The 23,447-nt window shown below is 71.2% G+C and carries 18 protein-coding genes and 1 pseudogene; 12 read left to right on the forward strand and 7 right to left on the reverse strand.

Translation table 11 applies throughout. From position 1 onward, the window contains the following. Positions 1-119: 119 nt before the first annotated feature. The 4 genes from purB to ABZ795_RS07250 all read right to left on the reverse strand — a co-directional run bounded on the left by purB (position 120) and on the right by ABZ795_RS07250 (position 3,794). A complete protein-coding gene (purB, locus tag ABZ795_RS07235) occupies positions 120-1,544 on the reverse strand; it encodes an adenylosuccinate lyase (RefSeq protein ID WP_357529629.1) in 1,425 nt (474 codons plus the stop codon). Positions 1,545-1,873: 329 nt separating this feature from the next. Beyond that, positions 1,874-2,500, reverse strand: coding sequence for a hypothetical protein (locus ABZ795_RS07240; protein ID WP_357529631.1), 627 nt, complete (start codon positions 2,498-2,500; stop codon positions 1,874-1,876). Positions 2,501-2,711: 211 nt separating this feature from the next. Further along, complete coding sequence (locus ABZ795_RS07245; protein ID WP_327023365.1) at positions 2,712-2,939, reverse strand: DUF397 domain-containing protein; 228 nt, start codon at positions 2,937-2,939, stop codon at positions 2,712-2,714. 6 nt (positions 2,940-2,945) lie between these two features. After that, positions 2,946-3,794, reverse strand: a complete 849-nt coding sequence (locus ABZ795_RS07250; protein ID WP_357529633.1) for a helix-turn-helix transcriptional regulator — start codon at positions 3,792-3,794, stop codon at positions 2,946-2,948. A 498-nt stretch (positions 3,795-4,292) separates the two neighbouring features. Between ABZ795_RS07250 and ABZ795_RS07255 the strand changes: the two genes are divergently transcribed. Then, positions 4,293-4,751 (forward strand): hypothetical protein, encoded by a 459-nt coding sequence (locus tag ABZ795_RS07255; protein WP_357529635.1) that lies wholly within the window; start codon positions 4,293-4,295, stop codon positions 4,749-4,751. A gap of 8 nt (positions 4,752-4,759) precedes the next feature. Here ABZ795_RS07255 and ABZ795_RS07260 read toward each other — a convergent pair whose 3' ends face one another. Beyond that, positions 4,760-6,052 (reverse strand): acetyl-CoA C-acetyltransferase, encoded by a 1,293-nt coding sequence (locus tag ABZ795_RS07260; RefSeq protein WP_357529637.1) that lies wholly within the window; start codon positions 6,050-6,052, stop codon positions 4,760-4,762. Positions 6,053-6,106: 54 nt separating this feature from the next. On the opposite strand from ABZ795_RS07260, the gene ABZ795_RS07265 reads away from it, so the two are divergent. From ABZ795_RS07265 to ABZ795_RS07295, 7 genes and pseudogenes are all read left to right on the forward strand, one after another. Continuing rightward, the gene (locus ABZ795_RS07265; protein ID WP_357529638.1) at positions 6,107-7,480 is read left to right on the forward strand and encodes a 3-oxoacyl-ACP reductase; all 1,374 of its coding nucleotides are present in this window, start codon (positions 6,107-6,109) and stop codon (positions 7,478-7,480) included. Further along, positions 7,480-8,571, forward strand: a complete 1,092-nt coding sequence (locus tag ABZ795_RS07270; RefSeq protein ID WP_357529640.1) for a MaoC/PaaZ C-terminal domain-containing protein — start codon at positions 7,480-7,482, stop codon at positions 8,569-8,571. Before ABZ795_RS07265 ends, ABZ795_RS07270 begins: the two co-directional genes overlap by 1 nt. A 78-nt stretch (positions 8,572-8,649) precedes the next feature. Continuing rightward, a complete protein-coding gene (locus ABZ795_RS07275; protein ID WP_357529689.1) occupies positions 8,650-9,408 on the forward strand; it encodes an NUDIX domain-containing protein in 759 nt (252 codons plus the stop codon). Then, on the forward strand, positions 9,405-10,379 hold the full coding sequence (locus ABZ795_RS07280; protein ID WP_357529642.1) for a serine/threonine protein kinase: 975 nt from the start codon (positions 9,405-9,407) through the stop codon (positions 10,377-10,379). The genes ABZ795_RS07275 and ABZ795_RS07280 overlap by 4 nt, the downstream gene beginning before the upstream one ends. A 10-nt stretch (positions 10,380-10,389) precedes the next feature. Further along, positions 10,390-11,352: a hypothetical protein gene (locus tag ABZ795_RS07285; RefSeq protein WP_327023373.1), complete on the forward strand. Its 963-nt coding sequence runs from the start codon at positions 10,390-10,392 to the stop codon at positions 11,350-11,352. A gap of 8 nt (positions 11,353-11,360) precedes the next feature. Beyond that, positions 11,361-12,623: pseudogene (locus ABZ795_RS07290) on the forward strand (adenylosuccinate synthetase); the annotation flags it as partial. Positions 12,624-12,700: 77 nt separating this feature from the next. Beyond that, entirely contained in the window at positions 12,701-13,330 is a 630-nt protein-coding gene (locus tag ABZ795_RS07295; RefSeq protein WP_357529645.1) for a DedA family protein, read from the forward strand. Between the two features lie 45 nt (positions 13,331-13,375). Here ABZ795_RS07295 and ABZ795_RS07300 read toward each other — a convergent pair whose 3' ends face one another. Then, entirely contained in the window at positions 13,376-14,014 is a 639-nt protein-coding gene (locus tag ABZ795_RS07300) for a TetR/AcrR family transcriptional regulator (protein ID WP_327023375.1), read from the reverse strand. Positions 14,015-14,080: 66 nt separating this feature from the next. Here ABZ795_RS07300 and ABZ795_RS07305 point away from each other — a divergent pair, with 66 nt between their 5' ends. From ABZ795_RS07305 to ABZ795_RS07320, 4 genes are all read left to right on the forward strand, one after another. Then, a complete protein-coding gene (locus ABZ795_RS07305) occupies positions 14,081-14,533 on the forward strand; it encodes an SCP2 sterol-binding domain-containing protein (RefSeq protein ID WP_327023376.1) in 453 nt (150 codons plus the stop codon). A gap of 1 nt (position 14,534) precedes the next feature. Further along, complete coding sequence (locus ABZ795_RS07310) at positions 14,535-15,749, forward strand: acyl-CoA dehydrogenase family protein (RefSeq protein WP_357529647.1); 1,215 nt, start codon at positions 14,535-14,537, stop codon at positions 15,747-15,749. Between the two features lie 153 nt (positions 15,750-15,902). Beyond that, entirely contained in the window at positions 15,903-17,465 is a 1,563-nt protein-coding gene (locus ABZ795_RS07315; RefSeq protein ID WP_357529649.1) for an AMP-binding protein, read from the forward strand. A gap of 176 nt (positions 17,466-17,641) precedes the next feature. Then, on the forward strand, positions 17,642-18,265 hold the full coding sequence (locus tag ABZ795_RS07320; RefSeq protein WP_357529651.1) for a serine hydrolase domain-containing protein: 624 nt from the start codon (positions 17,642-17,644) through the stop codon (positions 18,263-18,265). Between the two features lie 76 nt (positions 18,266-18,341). Here the strand turns inward: ABZ795_RS07320 and ABZ795_RS07325 are convergent, their stop codons facing one another. Beyond that, complete coding sequence (locus tag ABZ795_RS07325) at positions 18,342-23,258, reverse strand: DNA repair ATPase (protein ID WP_357529653.1); 4,917 nt, start codon at positions 23,256-23,258, stop codon at positions 18,342-18,344. Positions 23,259-23,447 lie beyond the last annotated feature (189 nt).

Here is a 23,447-nt window from a genome sequence, read left to right on the forward strand (position 1 = left end):
CTTGCCCGCGACCCCCGCGGCCCACCGACCCCCGTCCGCGCCGACGCGTCGGCGCGCGAGGCGGGGGCGGGCGAGGGCGGAGGGCGTGCGGGGGCAGGGCGCGGGAGGGGTGGGGGTGGTTAGAGGATGGGGGGTGGGGTGTAGGTGGCGGCTTGGGGGTGGGACTGGACGATCTTGGAGATGCGGGTGGTCACCGCCTGGATCTGGGCGGGGGCAGCGCCTACGAAGGCGGCGCGGTCGGCTACCAGGGCGTCGATCTCGGGGCGGGACAGGCCCAGGCGGGAGTCGGCGGCCAGGCGGTCGAAGAGGTCGTTGTCGGGGCTGCCCTTCTCCCGCATGGCCAGGGCCACCGCGACCGCATGCTCCTTGATCGCCTCGTGGGCGGTTTCCCGGCCGACGCCTCGGCGGACGGCCGCCACCAGGATCTTCGTGGTGGCCAGGAAGGGCAGGAACCGCTCCAACTCCCGGTTGATCACCGCCGGGTAGGCCCCGAACTCGTCCAGCACGGTGAGGAAGGTCTGGAACAGCCCGTCGGCGGCGAAGAAGGCGTCCGGCAGGGCCACCCGACGCACCACCGAGCAGGAGACGTCGCCCTCGTTCCACTGGTCGCCGGCCAGCTCACCGACCATCGACAGGTACCCCCGGATGATCACCGCGAAGCCGTTGACCCGCTCCGAGGAACGGGTGTTCATCTTGTGCGGCATCGCGCTCGAGCCGACCTGGCCCGGCTTGAAGCCCTCGGTGGCCAACTCCTGCCCAACCATCAGCCGGATCGTGGTGGCCAGCGACGAAGGCGCGGCAGCGGTCTGCGCCAGCGCCGAGAGCACGTCGAAGTCGAGCGAACGCGGGTAGACCTGCCCCACGCTGTCCAACACCCGGTTGAAGCCGAGGTGTTCGGCGACCCGCCGCTCCAACTCGGCCACCTTCTCGGCGTCGCCGTCGAAGAGGTCCAACTGGTCGGCGGCGGTGCCCACCGGGCCCTTGATCCCGCGCAGCGGGTAGCGGTCGATCAGGTCGGTCAGCCGCTCGTACGCGATGATCAGCTCCTCGGCGGCCGACGCGAAGCGCTTGCCCAGCGTGGTGGCCTGCGCCGCGACGTTGTGCGACCGCCCGGCCATCACCACCTCGGAGTACTCGTGGGCGTGCCAGGCCAGCCGGGCCAGGGACGCCACCACCCGATCCCGGATCAGCTCCAGCGACCGGCGTACCTGAAGCTGCTCGACGTTCTCGGTGAGATCCCGGGAGGTCATGCCCTTGTGCACGTGCTCGTGCCCGGCCAGCGCACTGAACTCCTCGATCCGCGCCTTGACGTCGTGGCGGGTCACCCGCTCCCGCGCCGCGATCGAGTCCAGGTCGACCTCGTCCAACACCCGCTCGTACGCCTCGACCACCCCGTCGGGCACAGCCACACCGAGGTCGCGCTGTGCCTTGAGCACGGCGAGCCAGAGTTGCCGCTCCAGGCGGATCTTCTCCTCCGGGGACCAGAGGGCGACCAGTTCGGGCGAGGCGTACCGGTTGGCGAGCACGTTCGGGATCGTCGTCACCCGCCCATTCTCCGGCACCCACCAGCCAGCCCTCGACCGCCCCTCACCAGCAGTGACGGTTCCCGGTGGAGGCGGGCCCGGTGCCTTCAGAGCGGTCCCTGGTAGTCGCGTGTCGGCAGGCCAAACCGCTGGGGTTAAGACCTCGAAGAGGGCCACCCGAACCGGTGGCCCTCTTCGCTTTCTGCATCAGCCCTTACCGCTTTCAAAAATGAAACGTCGTCGTGGACCGACTGGCGACGGGATCCGGGGTGGCGTCGAGCCTCGCGTACCTGAGTCGTAGTTCCTGTCGAGCTGCTAGCGCAAACGGATCACGTCGCCGTGGGGCCGGATCACACCTCCGGCACCTCATTCACGGTCGCGGTCACCACCAGGGTCTTCGTCTGCTTGCCGTGGGAGTTGCGCACGGTCAGCTGGTAGGTGTGCCGCTGCACGTCGCCCCCGGCCCCCTCACAGGGAAAGGTGAGGGTTTCGCTGCCGGTGGGCGGGTAGTTGTCGGCGTACACGCCCTGGCCGTCGACGGAGAGGGCGACAGAGTCGACGTTGCCGACCTTCCACTCCAGGACGACCGGCGTGCCGGGGATCGGGTTGACGTTCGTCCCAGCCGGGCAGGAGGGCTTCTGGGCAACCCGGAAATAGGTGATGGTCGGCCCGGTGCCCGACTTGGTCCCGGACTGTCCCCCGCCGGTCGAGCCGCCGCCGGTCGAGTTGTTGCCGGTGGAGCCGCCGCCGGTCGAACCACCCTTGGTCGCATCGCCTGCGGTGGGCGCGGAATCGGGGGTCGGATCGGAAGCGGAGGTGGGGTCAGACGCTGCGGTCGGATCAGTGGTTGCCGGTGCGCTGGGCGCCGCCGCAGTCGAGGCGGACTCCGGGCTGGTGCCGGTGGTAGTGCAGCCGCTGACCACAAGGACAACGGTCAGGACGACGATGGATGTACGGAGCAGGACTTGACCACTCATGACCACTCCTTGGAAGCGCGCCGCCGGTGGCTCCGGGGCGCAGGCTGTGGTCCACAGTAGAGACGACTAACAATAGCTTCCGACCACGGCGAGCGACGCGATCCTCACCCGCTTCGTAGACCGGGTGCAGCGGCTCGCGACCTGCAAATAGAGCCGCACTCAGAAAGATCTCGAACCTACCGGCGTTTCCGCGCACACCGGGGGAGCACCATCAATCAAGGGGGCCGTTGCGAACTGCCGAGAGGAAGCTGTTCCAACTGTCGGAGGCATAGACGAGGGCGGGACCGGTGCGATCTTTGCTGTCGCGGACGGCCACCCGGCCACTGCCATCGAGGATCGGCCCGGCCTCGACACAGTTGCCGCCGCCGCTCGGGCTCCTCGTGCTCACATGCCAGGCCACCGGCGGCAGTAGTAGCGCGGATGCCGCCGTGTGCCTCATCGCCGTCTACTCCAACTGATCGATCAGGTCAGACACGAGCGCGAGCCCTGTCTGCGCGGGGAGAGCCAGCCCGCGCAGCCGATCGTAGGTCCGGAGTAACGACTCCGCCAGGCCATCTTCGACGACGAGGCTGCCGGCAGGCGTCCAGACGCACCCGGCGAGCGGATATGGCGGACGCATCCGAAAGACGTTGAAGCCTCCCTCGGGGCTCGGATGCGCGCCCGCAGCGGAGGGCAACACCAGCAGTTCGATGTGACTCCGCGTGGCCATCGTGGACAAGTGCTCCAGCTGTTCCCGCATCACGGTGGCTCCGCCCACGGTTCTGCGGAGAGCGCCCTCGTCGATGACGACGGAGAGCCTCACCGGCTCATCACCGTCGAGTCGGCGCTGACGGGCGAGCCGGATCTCGACATAGCGGTTGATCTGCTCCTCGGTGGCGTCGATGTCCACCGCGCGGATGATCGCCTCGGCATACGCCTTGGTCTGCAGCAGGCCGGGGAGCACGACGACGTCGAAGGAGTAGATCTCCGTCGCCCGACTCTCCAACCAGATCCAGTCGATCAGCGAGCCGACAACGTCGGCCGCAAAGCCGTCCCACCAGCCCTTCTGCCAGACATCCTTCGCCATGGTGGTCAGGTCGGCGCGACGCCGGCCATCGTCCACACCGCAGATGTCGAGGTAGGCGAGCACTTCGGGCACCCGGGCCGCCACGACACCGGACTCAAGGCGACTGACGGTCGAGGCGTTGCGATTGATGTAGTCGCCCACGTCTTTGAGGGTCAGCCCGGCTGACTCGCGCATCTCCCGGAGCTGCTGGCCGAGCCATTGAGCGCGTAGCGTCGCCGCCTTCACCATGTCGCCTCCTCAGCTCCCACTTCAGAGTCAGCGAGAAACGCGGAAAATGCAAGCTTGCACAGACGCCACTCTGCATGCATGCTGCTTGTACGTACAGTGATGGCGACGTCACCGTTGCCAAAGAAGAGTGGACCGGGGTGGGGCGGTTTGGCGGCCTCTCCCACTCCCGGTCCGAGACGAGTCGAAGGGAACAGTCACGCTGGACGCACCCGGGGATCGACTCCCCTTCTGTCTACCACCGAAGGCGCTCGACGCGCGTACCCGGTGATGGGCGTGGCGTGTCCATGGTGGCTGCTCCCGGTCGTACTCCGGTGTCGGGTCGAGCCTGCCCGCACCGGTCCGTGACGGGGCGGGCGCACGTCCGCCGCCCGGCAAGTCCCCCGCCTGTGGCCGCAATTCCCCCTGCGGCCCGGTGGCGATGCCGTGCGCCCGCCCCTCGCCTGACGGGAGTGGGAGAGATGGGACTGACCGGGCGAGCCACCCTTGCCGGTCGGCGCGGTGGTGGAGGTACCCGAGCAGCATTACTGCTACGGCCTGGGCACCCTCACGATGCGGATCGTGGAGATCGGCCGCCGGGAACGGCACAGCGACGGGGTCTGGGTCCGCCTACGCGGCGTCGATCTCGGCGATCCGCGCGGCCCACGGCAGCGTCGGGTGCTGGCCCGGCTCGACGCCGTACGCCTCAGTGTCGCCCCCGCCTGGGTCGCGCATGTGCCCGCCCGGCCGAGTTGGGACTGCTCGGGCTGCGGGCGACCGTGGCCGTGCCCCGACCGGCGGCGTCGGCTGTTGGATCGGTACGCGGGCCAGCGGGTAGCCCTCGCGGTCTACCTCGCCACCCAGCTGGTCGATGCGGTGTCGGATCTGCACCAGGTGCCGCCCGGGCACCTCTACGGGCGGTTCCTGGGCTGGCTGCCCGACCCGGGCGAGGATGATCCGACCGGGTCGGCGGCGAGTTGACCCGACGGTCAGCGTTCCAGGATGGCGGTGACGCCCTGGCCGCCGGCGGCGCAGATCGAGATGAGTCCGCGACCGCTGCCCTTCTCGTCTAGGAGTTTGGCCAGGGTGGCGACGATCCGTCCGCCGGTGGCGGCGAAGGGGTGTCCGGCGGCCAGGGAGGACCCGTTGACGTTGAGTTTGTCGGTGTCGATCGCACCCAGCGGGGCGTCCAGGCCGAGCCGCTCGACGCAGAACTCCTTCGACTCCCAGGCAGCCAGGGTGGCCAGCACCTGGGCGGCGAACGCCTCGTGGATCTCGTAGTAGTCGAAGTCCTGCAAGGTCAACCCGGCTCGGGCGAGCAGTCGGGGTACCGCGTACGCGGGTGCCATCAGCAGTCCCTCGTCACCGTGTACGAAGTCGACCGCGGCGGTCTCGGACCAGGAGAACCAGGCCAGTACGGGCAGGTTGTGCTCGGCGGCCCACTGTTCGCTGGCCAGCAGCACGGTGGAGGCACCGTCGGTCAGGGGGGAGGAGTTCCCGGCGGTCATGGTGGCCCGGTCGGCGTCCGGACCCTTGGTACCGAAGGCCGGCTTGAGGGTGCCGAGCTTCTCCAGGGTGGTATCGGGGCGGAGGTTCTGGTCGCGGGTCAGCCCCAGGTAGGGGGTCATCAGGTCGTCGAAGAACCCCCGGTCGTACGCGGCGGCCAGTCGCTGGTGGGAACGCAGGGCGAGCTCGTCCTGGGCCTGCCGTTCGATGTTCCAGCGCAGCGCCGTCAGTGCGGTGTGCTCCCCCATGGACAGGCCGGTACGCGGCTCGGCGTTGCGGGGGATCTCCGGCTTGAATGCCTGGCCCGGACGCAGCTTCGCGGCGACCTTCATGCGCTCGCCCATGGTCCGGGCGGAGTTCAGCTGGAGCAGGGTGCGACGCAGGTCCTCGTTGATGGCCAGCGGGGCGTCCGAGGTGGTGTCGACCCCACCGGCGATGCCCACCTCGATCTGCCCCAGGGCGATCTTGTTGGCGATCAGGATGGCGGCTTCCAGGCCGGTGCCGCAGGCCTGCTGGATGTCGTACGCCGGGGTGCGCGGGTCGAGCTTGGAGCCGAGCACCACCTCGCGGGTGAGGTTGAAGTCCTTGGAGTGCTTGAGTACCGCCCCGGCGACCACCTCGCCGACCTGCTGTCCGGCCAGGCCGAATCGGGCGATCAGGCCGTCCAGGGCGGCGCCGAGCATGTCGGAGTTGCTGGCGCTGGCGTAGCGGGAGTTGGAGCGGGCGAAGGGGATGCGGTTGCCGCCGATGACCGCGACCCGTCGAACGTTCTGCACTATCCGCCTCCTCGAAAGTGTTGCCCGCACCTTACTCACCAGTAGGCTACGCCTATGAGCGACAGGTACGCGAGCTTCGTCCAGTCGGGCGCCGGTAGGGCGCTGGTCAAGCGCCTCGGCCTGCCCGATCCGCCGCGGCTGCGCCGGTACGCCCCCGGTGAGCCGATTCTCCCCGGGCCGGTGCTGCTCGGCAGCGCCTCGGGTGGTCGCCTGGCCGAGCCGGTCGGCAAGATCCTGGCCGCCGCCGGGCTGGCCCTGCGCGATCCGGCCACCGCCGTGCCCGATCCGACGACCGGCCGTACGCCGGACAGCGCCGCCCTGGTCTACGACGCCACCGGCATCACCGACTCGACCGGGCTGAGCCAGCTCTACGACTTCTTCCACCCGCAGGCCCGGGCGGTGCAGCCCAGCGGCCGGGTGATCGTGTTGGGCACTCCGCCGGGCGAGTGCGCCACCCCCCGCGAGGCGACCGCCCAGCGGGCCCTGGAGGGGCTGACCCGCAGCATCGGCAAGGAGTTCGGCCGCGGCACCACCGCTCAACTGGTCCATGTGACCCGGGAGGCCGACGAGGGCACCTGGACCAGTCTGGAGGCGACCCTGCGGTTCCTGCTCTCCGGCCGTTCGGCGTACGTCTCGGGTCAGGTGATCCGGGTCGGTGCCGGTCAGGCGACCGCGCCGGTGGACTGGGACCGCCCCCTCGACGGGCAGGTGGTGCTGGTCACCGGGGCCGCCCGGGGGATCGGTGCGGCCCTGGCCCGGGTGCTGGCCCGCGACGGGGCTACCGTGCTGGCCCTGGACATCCCGGCGGCCGGGGACGAGTTGGCTGCGGTGGCCAACGAGATCGGCGGCAGCGCGGTGCAGCTCGACCTGACCGCCCCGGACGCGCCTACCCGACTGGCGGAATACCTGGCCGGTCGGCACGGGCGGGTGGATGTGGTGGTGCACAACGCCGGCATCACCCGGGACAAGACCCTGGGTCGGATGGACCCCGACCGCTGGAACCAGGTCATCGACGTCAACCTGTCCAGCCAGGAGCGGATCAACGACCTGCTGCTGGAGCGGAAGCTGATTCCGGCCGGCGGGCGGATCGTCGGGGTCTCCTCGATCGCCGGGATCGCCGGCAACCGGGGTCAGACCAACTACGCCACCAGCAAGGCCGGGGTGATCGGGCTGGTCGACTCGCTGGCCCCGGTGCTGCGGGAGCGGGGGATCAGTGTGAACGCGGTGGCGCCCGGGTTCATCGAGACCCGGCTGACCGCCCGGATTCCGCTGGTGGTGCGGGAGGCCGGTCGGCGGATGAACAGTCTGGCCCAGGGCGGGCTGCCGGTGGACGTGGCCGAGACCATCGGTTGGCTGGCCTGGCCGGCCTCCGGCGCGATCAGCGGCAACGTGGTCCGGGTCTGCGGCCAGAGCCTGCTGGGGGCGTGATGGCCCGACGCAGTCCACACGAGGAACCCGACGACCTTTCCGTCGGGGAGTTGATCGACGGGCCCACGGAGATCCTGAACCGGGAGATGCTGGCCGCCGCGCTCGCCGGTGAGGGCCGCGATGCGGCGGCCACCCAGGACCTGACCAGCGCCGCCGCACACGTCGGTGCAGGCCACGATGCGGCGGCCACCCAGGATCTGACCAGCGCCGCCGCCTCGGTCGTGGGGCCGGCGGCTCGGGAGCGGGTGGAACTGTCCCAACTGCCCGCGCCGGGGCCGCTGTACCGCCGGGCGTTGCTGGGGGTGGTGCCGGGGCTGGGCGGTCGGCGGGGTGCGGAGCTGCCGGCGGTGGAACTGGTGGTCAAGGGGGTGGCGGTGGATCCGCAGCGCCTGGCCGACTACGACCGGGTGTGCGGATTCCGGTTGGCGGACACCCTGCCGGCGACCTTCCCGCACGTCATGGGCTTCCCGCTGGCCCTGCGCCTGATCACCGCCTCGGAGTTCCCGATCCCGCTGACCGGGGTGGTGCACGTCGGCAACCTGATCACGGTGCACCGGCCGGTCACCGTGACGGATCGGCTGGACTTCACCGCCTGGGCGGAGAACCTGCGGCCCCACGATCGTGGGCGGCAGGTGGATGTCGTACTCGTCGGGTCGGTCGACGGGGAGGAGGTGTGGCGCGGAGTCTCGACGTACCTGGGGAGGCAGCGCACCCCGGACGGCGGTGAGCGGCGCGACCGGCCGGAGCGGCCCGCGCCGCTGGCCCCTTCCGCCCGTTGGCGGGTGGAACCCCGCATCGGTACGGAGTACGCCCGGGTCTCCGGGGACCACAACCCGATCCACACCTCCCGGCTGGGTGCCCGGCTGTTCGGTTTCCCCCGGCCGATCGTGCACGGCATGTGGAGCAAGGCCCGGTGCCTGGCCGCCCTGGAGAACCGGCTGCCGCAGGCGTACACGGTGCAGGTGGCCTTCAAGCTCCCGGTGCCGTTGCCCAGCACGGTCGCCTTCCACGCCGAGCGCTCCGGCGACGACTGGGACTTCGCCCTGCACGACCAGCGGGGACGCCCGCAGTTGGTGGGCTCCATCCGCTGAATCAGGGCCGGGCACTTGCCCGGCCCTGATTTTCGCGCTAAGTTGTTCTCACATAGAGATGTTCTCAAAGTGAGAGTGATTATCGTGAACGAGCAGGACTTCCTCGCCGCCTACGACCCGTCGGCCTACCCCGCCACCGCGGTCACCGTCGACGTGGTCGCCCTGACCATCCGGGACAACGCCCTGCACCTGCTGCTGATCCGCCGCGCCGAGCAGCCCTACGCGGGCCACTGGGCGCTGCCCGGCGGCTTCGTCCGACCCGACGAGGACCTGGCCGCCGCCGCCCAGCGGGAGCTGGCCGAGGAGACCGGCCTGGGCGGTGACCGGTTGCGCCGGGTCCACCTGGAGCAGTTGGCCAGCTACGGGGCCCCCGAGCGGGACCCCAGGATGCGGATCTTCTCGGTGGCGCACCTGGCCTTCGCCCCGGACCTGCCCGACGCGACCCCCGGCACGGACGCCGAGGAGGCCCTCTGGCTACCGGTCGCCGAGCTGCCGAACCGGGACCTCGCCTTCGACCACCGCCAGATCGTCGCCGACGGGTTGGAGCGGGCCCGGTCGAAGCTGGAGTACACCCCGCTGGCCACCCGCTTCCTGGGGCCCGAGTTCACCATCGGCGAGCTGCGGTCGGTCTACGAGACGGTCTGGGGGCAGCCCCTGCACGCCGGCAACTTCCACCGCAAGGTGCTCTCGGTGCCCGGGTTCGTGGAGAGCACCGGCACGAGCACCGAGCGCGGCGGCAGCCGAGGCGGCCCACGGGCCCGGCTCTACCGGGCCGGTGACGCCCAGCTGCTGCACCCGGCCCTGCTGCGGCCGACCCGAGAGGACGCGGTGCGATGAGGACCGACGAGGCGATCCGCCTGGTCGGCGGGGCCCGCGACGATGACGAACTGTTCGGTCTGGACGAGCCGCAGAGCCGCTACCGGGAACTGGTCGCCGCCCTGCACCCCGACCGGCTCGGCTCGGCCGGGCCCGGGGTACGGGCCGAGGCCACCGCAGCCTTCGTAGAGGTCACCACCCGTTGGCGCAACCGTCAGGTGATCGAGCTGCACGGCTACCGCTGCGGCCAGCCGGTGCACTCCGGCGACCTGGCCGACCTGTACGACGTAGGGCAGGACCGGCTGCTCAAGCTCCCCCGGGTCCCGCACGACAACGACCTGATGCTCCGGGAGGAACGCGCGCTGCGTCAGCTCGCCGAGCGCGGCGACCCGCGCTGGCTGCCGTACGTGCCCCGGCTGGTCGACAGCTTCGCCCACCAGGACACCGCCACCAGAGCCGAGCGGCGGATCAACGTCCTGGCCACCGCACCCGGCCTGCACAGCCTGGTAGAGGTACGCCAGGCGTACCCGGACGGGCTGGACGCGCGCGACGTGGCCTGGATGTGGCGACGGCTGCTGGTGGCGCTCGGCCTGGCCCACCGGGCCGGGGTGGTGCACGGCGCGGTGCTGCCGCCACACGTGCTGATCGAGCCGGAGGCGCACGGTGTCGTCCTGGTCGACTGGTGCTTCTCCACCGAGCCCGGCGGGGTCGTGCCGGCCATGGTGCCCGACTACCAGGACTGGTACCCGCCCGAGGTGACCGGCGGCCAGCCCGCCGGGCCCGGCACCGACATCGCCATGGCCGCCCACTGCATGGCCTGGCTGATGGACGGACACGCCCCAGCGGAGCTGCGGGCCTTCATCAAGGGCTGCCGCCAGCCCCACCTGGCCGCCCGCCCGGACGACGCCTGGCGACTGCTGGGCGAACTCGACGAGGTGCTGGAACGCCTCTACGGCCCCCGCACCTTCCGACCCTTCACCCTCAACCCGTAAGGAGGCTGCCATGGGCAGCGGAATGTGGTCCACCGACGTGTACGACGCCGCCGACCGGTACCGCCGGGCCACCGGCACCAGCGCCTTCGCCTACAGCGACAGCGGTGCCCGGAAGGTGCACCCGGCGCTGGACCCCCGCGATGCGATGCGGGAGAGCCGCGACTCCGCGGAGCACCCGCAGTCGACCCCGGTGGCGGTGCTCTTCGACGTGACCGGCTCGATGGGGCACGTGCCCCGCACCCTCCAGGCCAAGCTGCCGAAACTGCTGGGGCTGCTGCTGCGCCAGGGGTACGCCCGGGACCCCCAGATCATGTTCGGGGCCATCGGCGACGCCACCTGCGACCGGGTGCCCTTGCAGGTGGGGCAGTTCGAGTCCGACAACCGGATGGACGACGACCTCGGCCGGATCGTGCTGGAGGGCGGCGGTGGCGGCCAGATGATGGAGTCGTACGAACTCGCCCTGTACTTCATGGCCCGGCACACCGTCACGGACAGTTGGTCCAAGCGCGGTCGGCGGGGCTACCTGTTCATCATCGGCGACGAGCTGGCGTACCCGAAGGTGAAGGCCGCCGAGGTGACCCGGCTGCTCGGCGGCAACCTGCGCGAGGACGTGCGGCTGAAGGAGATCGTCGAGGAGGTGACCCGCCGCTGGGACACCTACTACCTGCTCCCCGCCGGCAGCCACTACGCCGGCAACCGCAAGGTGCTGGACTTCTGGCGCGGCCTGCTCGGCCAGAACACCCTGGAACTCGACGACCTGGACGCGGTCTGCGAGACCATCGCCCTCACGGTCGGTCTCGGCGAACAGGCCATCGACCTCGACACCGGCCTGCGGGACCTGGACCGGGTCGGGTCGACGGCCACCGGCACGGTGTCGAAGGCCCTGGCCCGCCTCGGCAACACCGGACGACGCACCGAGACGTCCCGGCTGCCGGCCACCGGGACCGGCCGTGGCGGAGTCGTGCGGCTGTGAACGGGCTGATGACGGGCCGGGACGGGCTGGACGACGAACACACCATCGTGGTCGACCTCGGGTACGGCGACGCCGGAAAGGGCACGGTCGTGGACTGGCTCTGCGCCACCCGGCCGGTGCAGATGGTCGTCCGGTTCAACGGGGGCGCGCAGGCGGCACACAATGTCGTCCTGCCCGATGGACGGCATCACACCTTCGCCCAGTTCGGCGCCGGCACCTTCCACCCCGGGGTCTGGACCCACCTGTCCCGGCACGTCGTGGTCGACCCGTTGGCCCTGGCCGCCGAGGCCGATCACCTGGCCGCCGTCGGGGTGCCGGACGCCCTCGACCGGCTGACGGTGGACGGGGAGGCCCTGCTGGCCACCCCGTACCACCGGGCCGCCAACCGGGCGCGGGAGTTGTCCCGGGGAGCCGACCGGCACGGTTCCTGCGGGCTGGGGGTGGGTGAGGCCGTCGCGTACGGCCTCACCCACCCCGACGAGGCCCCCCGGGTGGCCGACTGCCACAGCCCCAGGCGGCTGCGCCGCCGGTTGGCCGCGCTGCGGGACCGGCTGGTCGCCGAACTGGGCCCATTGGACGCACCACCGGTCGAGGACTGCCTGCCGGCCTTCACCGCCTTCGCCGAGCGGGTGGCGATCGTCGACCGCTCCTGGCTCGCCGGGGCGCTGCGGGCCGGGCCGTGCGTGTTCGAGGGGGCGCAGGGGGTGCTGCTGGACGAGTGGCACGGCTTCCACCCGTACACCACCTGGAGCACTACCACCTTCGCCAACGCGGAGTCGCTGCTGGCCGAGGCCGGGCTGGGCGGGACCGCGACCCGACTGGGGGTGCTGCGGACGGTCACCACCCGGCACGGGCCGGGGCCACTGGTCACCGAGGACCCCACCCTGCCGCTTACCGACCCGCACAACCCGACCAACCCCTGGCAGGGGCGCTTCCGGTTCGGCCACTTCGACGCGGTCGCCCACGCGTACGCCCTGGCGGTCGCGGGTGGGGTGGACGGCCTGGCGCTGACCCACCTGGATCTCGCCGAACGTGGTCTGGACCTGCGCATCTGCCGCCGCTACGACGGGCTGGACCGGCTCCTGCCCGGCCCGCCGGGCGATCTCGACCGGCAGGCCGAGCTGACCGCCCGCCTGCTGCGGGCCCGCCCGGTGTACGACGAGGACTCCCCCACCGACTGGCCGCAGGCGGTGGTCGAGGCGCTCGGCGCACCGGTCCTGCTCACCTCACACGGCCCCACCGCCGCCGACAAGAAGCTGCTCGCGAGGGTGTAAGGAAGGGCACCTTATTAACGCCTCGTGTAGAGGAAGGGCCCCTTATTAACAGCCGGTGCCCTGAGCATGGAGTCATGGAGACCGCGCTCGACCTGCTCCGGCAGACCCTCAGCTCACCCTGGGTGTACCTGCTGCTGTTCGGGCTGACCGCGGTCGACGCGATCTTCCCGGTGGTGCCGGCCGAGGCGGCGCTGATCACGGTCACCGTGCTGGCCACCGGTGGTGAACCGAACCTGGCGCTGGTCCTCGTGGTGGCCGCGCTCGGTGCCGCCGCGGGCGACCACCTCTCGTACGCCGTGGGGCGCGGCGGCGGATCACGCAAGCTAGACCACTCCCCGGCCGACAGCCGCCGCCGGGCCGGGTCGGAGTGGGCCCGGCGGGCGGTGGACCGGCGCGGCGGCATGATCCTGTTGGTGGCCCGCTACGTCCCCGGCGGGCGGACGGCGGTCACCCTGACCATGGGAGCGGTCCGTTATCCCCTGCGGTCGTTCCTGCTGTACGACCTGATCGCAGCGGTCACCTGGGCGTTCTACTGCGTGCTGCTCGGCATCTTCGGCGGGCTGGCCTTCGAGCGCAATCCGTTGCACGGAATCCTGGCCGGCATCGGCCTGTCGGTGGCGATCACCCTGGGACTTGAGCTGATCCGCTGGCTGCGCCACCGCGCCCACCGCCGGGCCGCATGCACGTCGGATCGCGAGTGTTAAAAGGGGGCCCTTCCTCTACACGAGGCGTTAATAAGGTGCCCTTCCTTACTGCTCGGGTGGGTGCCAGGTGTTGCCGTGCAGGAGTTGACCGGCACCTAGCCAGGCGACGTTCATCATCCGGGTGGCGGTCTTCTCCGGGTCGGCCTCCGGGTGGTCGGCCAGCCAGTCACCCAGCGACTCGGTCGCCCCGACCAGGGCGTACGCGACCACTTCCAGCTCGGTTTCGGCCACCTCGCGCCCCTCGGCGCGCAGTGCGTCGTCGAGCATCCCGGCGACCACCTCGATGATCCGCGCCCGCATTCCGGCCAGTTCGTCCGCGAACCCCCGCTCGGCGCGGGCCTGGCGGTAGAGCACCGCCCAGCCGTCCCGGTGGGCCCCGACGAAGCCGAAGAAGGCCCGCAATCCACGCCAGAGCCGTTCGTCGGCCTTCAGATCGGGCATCGCGGCGGCGGCGATGGCCTCCATCATCCGGGTGCCCTCGCGGTGCAGGCAGGCGACGAAGAGCTCCTCCTTGGTGCCGAGATAGGCGTAGACCATGGGTTTGGAGATGCCGGCTCGCTCGGCGACCTCGTCCATGCTGGCCCCGTGGTAGCCATGGCGGGCGAAGACCCGTACGGCGGCGTCGAGCATCTGTTGCTCACGCACAGCCCTGGGTAAGCGTCGGAAGGTGGGCCTGGTGGACACCTTGCCAGCATACCTACTCACACGTAAGGTTACGCCGGAGTAACTACTGTCCGAGAGGTGCCTTTCATGACTGACTTCGACCCGGCCAACTTCGCCAACGTCGGCCCGAAGGAGTTCGCTCAGCTCGTCAAGTCCACGCCGGACAGCAAGCTGAACGAGGTGATGTCCGGTGAGCTGCGCGGCAAGATCCTCGGAGAGGTCTTCGGGCGGATGCCGCAGCTGTTCCGCGCCGACCGGGCCGGCGCGACGAACGCGGTCATCCACTGGAACATCACCGGCGCCCCCGACGGCGGCACGGACACCTACGAGGTGGTCGTCGCCGACGGCGCCTGCACGGTCAACGAGACCCCGCAGCACGACCCGCGGCTGAGCCTGACCCTGGGCCCGGTCGAGTTCCTCAAGGTCGTCTCCGGTGGCGCCAACCCGGTCATGATGTTCATGACCGGCAAGCTCAAGGCAAAGGGTGACCTGGGCCTGGCCGCCAACATCGCGAACCTCTTCGACATCCCCAAGGCCTGAGATGGTCGAGTTCTCGCTCGACCTGACCGAGGAACAGCGGGATCTGCGCGACTGGGTGCACGGCTTCGCCAGCGAGGTCGTGCGCCCGGCCGCGGCCGAGTGGGACGCCCGCGAGGAGACCCCCTGGCCGATCATCGGAGAGGCGGCGAAGGTCGGCCTGTACGGCTTCGAGTTCCTCGCCACCTGCTGGGCCGACCCGACCGGCCTGTCCCTGCCGATCGCCAGCGAGGAACTCTTCTGGGGTGACGCCGGCATCGGCCTGAGCATCTTCGGCACCGGGCTGGCGGTGGCCGCGATCTACGGCACCGGCACCCCCGACCAGCTCGTCGAATGGGTCCCCCAGTGCTTCGGCGATGTCGACTCCCCGGCCGTCGCCGCCTTCTGTTCCAGCGAGCCGGAAGCCGGTTCGGATGTCGCTGCCATGCGTACCCGGGCCAGCTACGACGAGGCGACCGACGAGTGGGTGCTGAGCGGACAGAAGGCGTACGCCACCAACGGGGGGATCGCCGGGGTGCACGTGGTGGTCGCCTCGGTCGACCCGGAACTCGGCTCGCGCGGCCAGGCGGCGTTCGTCGTACCCCCGGGCACCCCCGGGCTCAGTGCCACCCGCAAGCTGCGCAAACTGGGCCTGCGGGCCTCGCACACCGCCGATGTCTTCCTCGACGAGGTACGGGTTCCGGGGCGGTGCCTGCTCGGGGGCAAGGAGGCCCTCGACGAGCGGCTGGCCCGCGCCCGGGCCGGGAAGCGCTCCTCCGGTCAGGCCGCGATGCGGACCTTCGAGTTGTCCCGGCCCACCGTCGGCGCGCAGGCTCTCGGGGTGGCCCGGGCCGCCTACGAGTACGCCCTCGACTACGCCAAGGACCGGGTCCAGTTCGGTCGGCCGATCATCACCAACCAGGCGGTCGCCTTCACCCTGGCCGACATGAAGATGGAGATCGACGCCGCCCGGTTGCTGGTCTGGCGGGCCTCCTGGATGGGCCGCAACAACCGGCCCTTCACCGCCGGGGAGGGCTCGATGTCGAAGCTCAAGGCCGGTGAGGTGGCCGTCTCGGTCACCGAGAAGGCCGTCCAGTTGCTCGGCGGGGCCGGCTTCCTGCGTGACCACCCGGTGGAGCGGTGGTACCGGGACGCCAAGATCTACACCATCTTCGAGGGCACCTCGGAGATTCAGCGTCTGGTCATCTCCCGGGCGATCTCCGGTATGCAGATCCGCTGACCGCCCCGGCCCGGCCGTGGACCGCACCGGCGCGCCACCTCCGGCCGGCACCCGGCGAACGGGTGCCGGCCGTCTGGCGTCCGGCCACCTCCCGATGGATGATCGGAAGGAATTCGAGCCGTTCGGGCGGGGAACCGAAGGAGGTACGCGGTCGTGGAGCTGCCATTCGTCGTCGCCACCCTGACCCGGCGGGGCCTGCTCACCCCGGGGCGGCCGATCCGGGTCGCCTCCCAGCTCAGCGCGCTACGCACCTGGGGTTGGAGCCTGGCCGGTGAACTCCGCCAGGCCGCGGCGCGCGACCCCGACCGGATCGCGATCATCGACGACCAGGGCACCCAGCTGACGTACGCCGAACTGCTCGACCGCTGCCTGCGGCTGGCCCGCGCGCTGCGCGCCGGACTGGGCGTCGCCCCCGGGGACCGGATCGGGGTGTTCGGCCGCAACCATCCGGGCCTGGTGGAGACCATCGTCGCGGCCACCCTGCTCGGTGCGGACGCCGTACTGATCAACACCGGCCTCTCCCCGGCACAGCTGACCACAGTGGCGCAGGAACAGCAGCTACGGGTCCTGGTGCACGACGATGAGTTCGCCGAACGGATCCTCGGGCTGCCGGCCGACCTGCGCCGCCTCGACGAGCGGGCCCGGGAGGAACTGATCCGCACCGCCCTGCCCGGCGAGCTGCAACCCCCCGAGCGGGACGGCCGGATCATCGTGCTCACCTCCGGCACCACCGGAGCGCCGAAGGGCGCCCGCCGCCCCATCCCCAGCGGATTCGGCCCGCTGGTCGCCATCATCGACCGGATCCCGCTGCACGTCCGCGACCGGGTGATGATCGCCGCTCCGGTCTTCCACACCTGGGGGTACGCGGCCCTTCAGGTCTGCCTGGCCCTGCGGGCCACCATCGTGCTGCACCGCCGATTCGACCCGGCCGCCACCCTGGAGGCCCTGGAACGCCACCGGTGTCAGGCCCTGTTCGCGGTGCCGGTGATGCTGCAACGCCTGATGGAGGTGCCGCCGCCGGAGCACCGGCCGCCCCTGAAGGTGGTGGCGGTGAGCGGATCGGCGCTGCCCGGCGGCCTGCCCTCGGCCTTCATGGACCGCTACGGCGAGGTGCTCTACAACCTGTACGGCTCGACGGAGGCCTCCTGGGCCTCCATCGCGGTCCCGGCCGACCTGCGTGCGGCCCCCACCACGGCCGGCCGCCCCCCGCACGGCACCCGCCTGGCGATCCTCGACGACACCGACCAGCCGGTCCCGGCGGGCCAGGTGGGACGCATCTTCGTCGGCAACGAGATGCTCTTCGAGGGCTACACCTCCGGAGCCGACCGGGAACGCCACGACGGCCTGCTGGACACCGGGGACCTGGGTCGACTCGACGCCGAAGGGCTCCTCTTCGTCGACGGCCGGGCCGATGACATGATCGTCTCCGGTGGGGAGAACGTCTTCCCCGCCGAGGTGGAGAACCTGCTGGCCCAACTCCCCCAGGTACGCGAGGCCGCCGTGGTCGGGGTCCCCGACCCCGAGTACGGTCAGCGGCTCGCCGCCTTCCTCGGCCTGTACCCCGGCGAGACCCTCGACGCCGACGCGGTCCGCGAATACGTCCGGCACTATCTCGCCCGGTTCTCCGTGCCCCGGGACGTCGTCTTCGTCAAGTACCTGCCCCGCAACGCCACCGGCAAGGTGTTGACCCGCGAACTACGCGACTACATCGGTTGACCTGCGGCGGCGAGATCAACCCCGTACCTGTTGAGTGGCGGTATCGGAACAGCGGGATCCGCCATGCCGCCGTAACGGCGTACGCGCGGTGACGAACACCCCTACTGGCAGCGGCTCGGGGCAGAGTCCCGGGGGTCCCCGATCCGGCTGCCTCGCCCGCCCGCCAGGCTCGTCCCATGTGGAGCTTCAGACGTACCCTCATCGCCGGTGTCGCCCTCGGCGCCGTGCTGGCCGGCACCGTGCCCACCCCCGCCGGTGCGGTCCCCACCGCGGGCTGCCACCTCGGTGCCCTCGATCCCAGCGGGCTGGTGGCAGCGGTCGGCACCATCCCCGACCAGAAACTCACCACCACCAGCGTCCACCTGCGGGTCACCACCCCAGCCGGATGCTTCAACGACACCTTCGGCGTCCGCGACCTGCGGTCCGCGGCACCGGTGCCGCCGTACGCCCGGTTCCGGATCGGCAGCGTGACCAAGGTCTTCACCGCCGTGGTCGTCTACCAGTTGGTGGCGGAGGGCCAACTGGACCGGTTGCTCGCCCCCGCCCAGCAGCGCGAACTGTTCAGCCACCCGTGGGCCGGCGCGGAACTGAGCAACGGCGGACTCTCCTCGGTACGGCTCCCCGACGGTCGTATCTTCTGGGGCAAATCCGGTGCCCGCTACGGCTACCAGGCGCTCATCGGCGGCATCGGGAACGGTGACCTGCGGGTCGCGTTCGCCGCCACCCCGACCGACGCCAAGGCCGACGGGCAGTCCGCACTCGCTCAGCGGCTTCTCGGTGCCATCCTGGCGCTCACCTGAGCGCCGGTGCCGGGCCGGATGCTCCGGTCCGGCACCGGGCAGTTGTTAAGAAGGGGCCCTTCCTATACACGAGGCGTTAATAAGGTGCCCTTCCTTTCACAATGGCGGCGGCGATGGCGTTGACGCGGTCGGCCAGCAGGCCAAGGGCGCCGACGGCCCGGTCGACCGGGTCGTCGCCGGCACCGCCGAGGGCCCGGGTGCGCTGGAAGGCGCCCTTCACCTCGGCCCAGCGGGCGGCCTGCTCGTCGGTGAGCCGGCCGCGCAGCTCGGCGAGTTTGAGCAGGTTCGCCTCCGCGCCCGCGGCCAGGGTCTGCGCCTCGCCCAGGTAGTGGTCGTCGATCACCGCTTCCAACTCGTCGTCGGTGAGCACCGGAACGACCCGCTCGGCCAGCTTGTTCATGTTTCGGTACGACCCCTGGAGCTGGAACGGCGGCTCGGTACGGGCGTCGTCGGACTGCGCCGCCGAGGCGATGTACGCCTGGTTGTTGGCCAGCACCACCTGCTGCACCCGCAGCAGTTTGCGCAGCACCGAGACGATCTGTTCCAACTCCACCGGCTGGTACGCATGCGACAGCTGATCGGGTCGTACGCTGTCGTCGCCCCGCGCCATCCGGACCAGCAGTTCCAGGTCGGCGCGTTCCCGTCCGGCCAGCGGCGCCAGCACCGGGTTGGCGGTCAGCGAGTTCTCGATGTAGCTGAGCGCGAAGACCTCCTCCCGGCCGGAAAGCACATCGCCGAGGTTCCACACGTCGGCCCGGTTGGCGAGCATGTCCGGGATCCGGAACCGCTTGCCCGATTCGGTGTACGGGTTACCGGCCATGCACACCGCGAACCGCTTGCCGCGCAGGTCGTAGGTGCGGGTCCGGCCGTCCCAGACCCCCTCCATCCGGCGCTGCCCGTCGCACAGGGAGATGAACTTCTGCAGCAGCTCCGGGTTGGTGTGCTGGATGTCGTCCAGGTAGAGCAGGACGTTGTTGCCCAACTCCAGGGCGAAGGAGATCTTCTCCACCTCCTGGCGGGCGGTGGCGTCCGGGGCCTCCGCCGGGTCCAGGGAGGTGACCTTCGTACCCAGGGCCGGCCCGTTGACCTTGACGAAGACCAGGCCGAGGCGGCTGGCCACGTACTCCATCAGGGTGGTCTTGCCGTAGCCGGGCGGGGAGATCAGCAGCAGCAGGCCGGACTGGTCGACCCGCTTGCCGTCGCCGGTGGCGCCGAGCTGCCGGGCCAGGTTGTCACCGATCAGCGGCAGGTACACCTCGTCGAGCAGCCGGTTGCGGACGAAGGCGTTCATCACCTTCGGCCGGTACTCCTCCAGCCGCAGCCGGTCCCGCTCGGCGTCCACCAGGGCGTTGCGTCGCCGCTGGTAGTCCCGGTACGCCGGGATCAGGTCGGTGCGGAAGGCCCGGGTGCGGGCCAGCATCTCGTCCAGGCGTACCGCCAGGGTGGAACCCTCGATCCGGGGGTGGGCCCCGAGCAGTCCGCCGACGGTCTCCGTCATGGCGGCGGTGCTGTTCTCCCGGGGCAGCTCGGTGCCGCACAGCTCGACGGCGACCGCCTCCGGCAGGTCGTACCCGGACAGGTCGCCGTCGTCGGTGGCGAGGAAGGCGGTCAGCCAGGCCTGCACCAACTGGTGGCGACCGGCCAGGTCACCGCCGAGGGCCCGCAGGTCCTCGTCGAACTCCCGGGAGGAGCGTGACTGGGTACCCCCCAGGGCCCGCCGGAACCGCTCCAGCATGGTCAGGGCCCCGCTGCCGGTGACGAACCGCACCGGGGGTACGGACAGCTCCTCGAACAGGTACTCCCCGGCCAGGTTGGTCCCGCCCTCCGGTACGGGCAGCCCGGTCTCCCGCAGGAACCCCTCGATCGCGGTGGCCAGCTCGGCGCAGAGCCCGTCGGCGGCGTCCTCGCCGTCGGGTCGACCGAACCGCTTGCGGGCCCGGGCCAGCGAGGCGGCCCGTGCCGTCCAGGCCGTCCGGGTCGACTCCTCGGTGCCGTACCGCCAGAACAGGCAGGCGGCGGCGCGGTCGGCGGGTCGGTAGCGCAGCAGTTCCGCCCCGGCGTGCAGGCGCAGCAGCACCCGCAGGATCTCGGCGGCGTCGTGGTCGTGCACACCGCGCTCGTACCCCTCGTCGTAGCGGGTCTCGGCGATCCGCTGGACCAGGTCCCGCAGGTCATCGCCGTCGACCGCCGCGGTGTGCAGGGCGTCCAGGGTCAGCCCGTCGCGGCCGGCCTCGGCGGCGGACAGGATGGTGGCGGCCAGGTGTTCCGCCCGGTACACCTGCGGCGACTCGGAAACCAGGAGCTGGTCCCAGAACCGCTGGGTCTGCTGGAACTCCTCGTCGCGCACCGGGGCCCGGTAGTCCGTGCCGGTCACCGCGACCGCCATCCGGCCCTCGTGTGGCACCACGGCCACATCGATGGGCTGGGTGTTCACTGCGAACCGGTGCCGACCCAGCCGGATGGTCTCGCCACCGTCGGCGTACAGGTCCAGCCGGTCGCGCAGGCCGCGCCCGGCCTCCTGGCGGGCGGCCCGGACCCGGCCGTCCAGTTCCTCGGCCCGCACCGCGTCGCCGAGGGTACGCAACTCCTCGACCACCGCACGCAGCTTGCCGACCATCGGATCGGCCGCGAAGTAGGTGTTGATCTCGTCCAGTGAGCCCAGGGTGCCGGCCCGCCGGTGCACACTGACCATGATCCGCTCGGCGGAGGCGACCAGCCGGTCGGCGCGGCGGGACCGCTCGTCCAGCAGGGCCTGCTTGCGGCTGGAGAAGGCCTCGTAGATGTCGGTACGCCGGGTGGCCAGTTCGGCCAGGAAGTCGTCGAACTCCCCGAACCGCGACTCCAGCTCCTCCACCCGCAGCAGCAGCCGACCCAGTTGCTCGTCGCAGCGTTCGGCCGTGTCGGCCGCCGCCAGCGCACCGGCCACCGCCTGCCCCAGCAGCGCGAACTCGGCCGCGAACCCGGCCCGCCCCTCCACGGCGGCCAGCTCACGACGGTGCTTGTCGAGCACCGCCCGGGCCCGGTTGACCGCCCCCAGCACCTCGCCGACCCGACCCAGAATGGCGGTACGGACGGTCGCGTCGGCGATGTCCAGCCCACCCACCACATCGGTGATGGTCTGGAGCCCTTCGGTGCGGGCGGCCAACTCCTCGCTGACCGTCCCGGCCTCGGCCACCGTGCCGATCTCGGCGGACCGGGCGGCCAGCCGGTCCACCTCCTGCTGGTAGCCGGTGAACGCCTCGTCCCGGCGGAGGAACTCCACCGCCCGGCGGCCGGCCACTGCCAGTTCCTCGTCCAGCCGCCCGGCCAGCTCGTCGATCCGGGCATGATCGACGTACCGCAGCTCGCGCAGGGTCTCCAGGTGTCCCCGGGCCCGCCGCAGGCCACCCAGTTGGGCCACCCAGTCGTCCGCGGTCAGCGGCGCCTCGCCCCGGGCCCGGCGGGCCAACGAGGCGATCTGCTCGGCGCTGGCCTCCACCTCGACTCGGGCCTGCTCGGTGAGGGTACGAACCTTCTCGTGCTCCTCCAGCACGGCGGTGGCGGTCCGCCGCAGTCCGACCAACGGGGTGGCCAGGTCGCCGAGTTCGGACTCGCCCAGCCAGTGGTAGTGGTCGCTGATCCGGCCACAGGCGGCGATCAGCGCCTCGTACACCTCGGCCGTGGCGGTGCCCTCGACCATCCGGGCCGCCGACAGCGAGTCGGAGATGCCCCGGACCAGGTCCGCGTTGCCGATCCGCTCCAGGGGCCCGGTGCCGGCCGGCTGCGCGGCGGCGTACGCGTCCGAGACGTACGGCGTCTGCCAGATCTGCATCGGGTGGACCCGGGTCGGCTCCTCGGAGACCGCCCGGAACACCACCAGGGTGCCGTCGTCGAACAGCGAGAACCCGTGACACGGGATCGGTGCGGCGACCTCCTTGCGGATCGCGTTGTAGGGCAACAGCAGCGAGCGCCCGTCGTCGCGGGCGTGGAAGACGTAGAGCACGTCCTCGCCGTTCGGCGAGCGCACCACCCGCTCGAACTCCAGGCCGGTGACCTCGGTATCGAAGGTGCGGGTGACCCCGGTGGCCAGGTGGTAGCCGCCGGGGAAGATGATGCCGTGGTCCTCGGGCAGCCGTTGGCAGGCCACCCCGATGCCGTCCAGCCGGATGACCTCACGGCTGATGGTGTTGAAGACCAGGTGCCGCCACTGGGTCTCCTTGTACGGCCGCAGCCGCATCAGGATCAGCGTGCCGACCCGCGCCCAGTGCACGTCGGCGTCGGCCAGGCTCTGCAACGGCTCGTCCACCGGCTCGCTGTAGATGCCCTCGCCGACCTCGGTGTTGTTCTCCACCTTGACGGTCAGGGTGCCACCCACCGTCTCGACGAAGACCTCACCGTCGATGGAGATGTGCGGGTGCCGGCCGAGGACGTGGTCCTCGCGGGTGGTCTCGATCCACTCGAAGTCGTGGCTGGGCGGGAAGACGTGGTCCCGCTCGCCCCGGCTGTCCAGGTACTCCGGCACCCCGTCGACCCCGACCTGCCAGCGCAGCACCCGGATGTCCTCGGTGCGCGGCCCGATCTGGAACACCGCCAGCAGTCGGCCGTCCACCCGGCGCAGTTGCAGCAGCCGGGCCTGCCGGTAGTAGCGGTACAGCTCGGAGAAGTCGCGGACGAACTGTGGGTGGCGCAGCAGGCCGGGCAGTTCGTCGTGACCGGCCTCGTCGAACCGGAAGGCATCCGTCTCACCAGCCGACTCCCGGACGAACCGGTGCAGGGAGAAGACGTCGTCGACGCTCGTCTCCGGCTTCAGGCCGATGAAGACGTTGTAGCCGAACAGCATCAACCCGCCGACGGAGACGATGTCCCGGGGCACGCAGTTGTGCTCGGTACGGATCCGCTCGGTGCTCAGCAGCCGCAGTTCGGTGCTGCCGAAGACCTCCAACCGTCGGGCGTTGAGCGCTTCGGCCCGCTGGGCCAACTCGGCGGCCTGGGCGGCCAGCCGCCTGCGCAGCACCTCGTAACTGCCGTCGTCCAGCCCCGGGGAGCCGGTCGCGTCGACCGTCGGGACGGCCGCCTCCGTTTCGCCTGGTCGGGTTCCCGGGGCCGGGCCGGTGGGGGGGGGGGGGGGGGCCCGCCCCCCCCCCCGCGCGCGCGCCCACCCCCCCCCGCGCCCCGGACCCCGCGGGGCCGGCCCGCCGGCCGG

It is taken from the genome of Micromonospora sp. NPDC047134 (genome assembly GCF_040643455.1).
Classification (GTDB): Bacteria; Actinomycetota; Actinomycetes; order Mycobacteriales; family Micromonosporaceae; genus Micromonospora.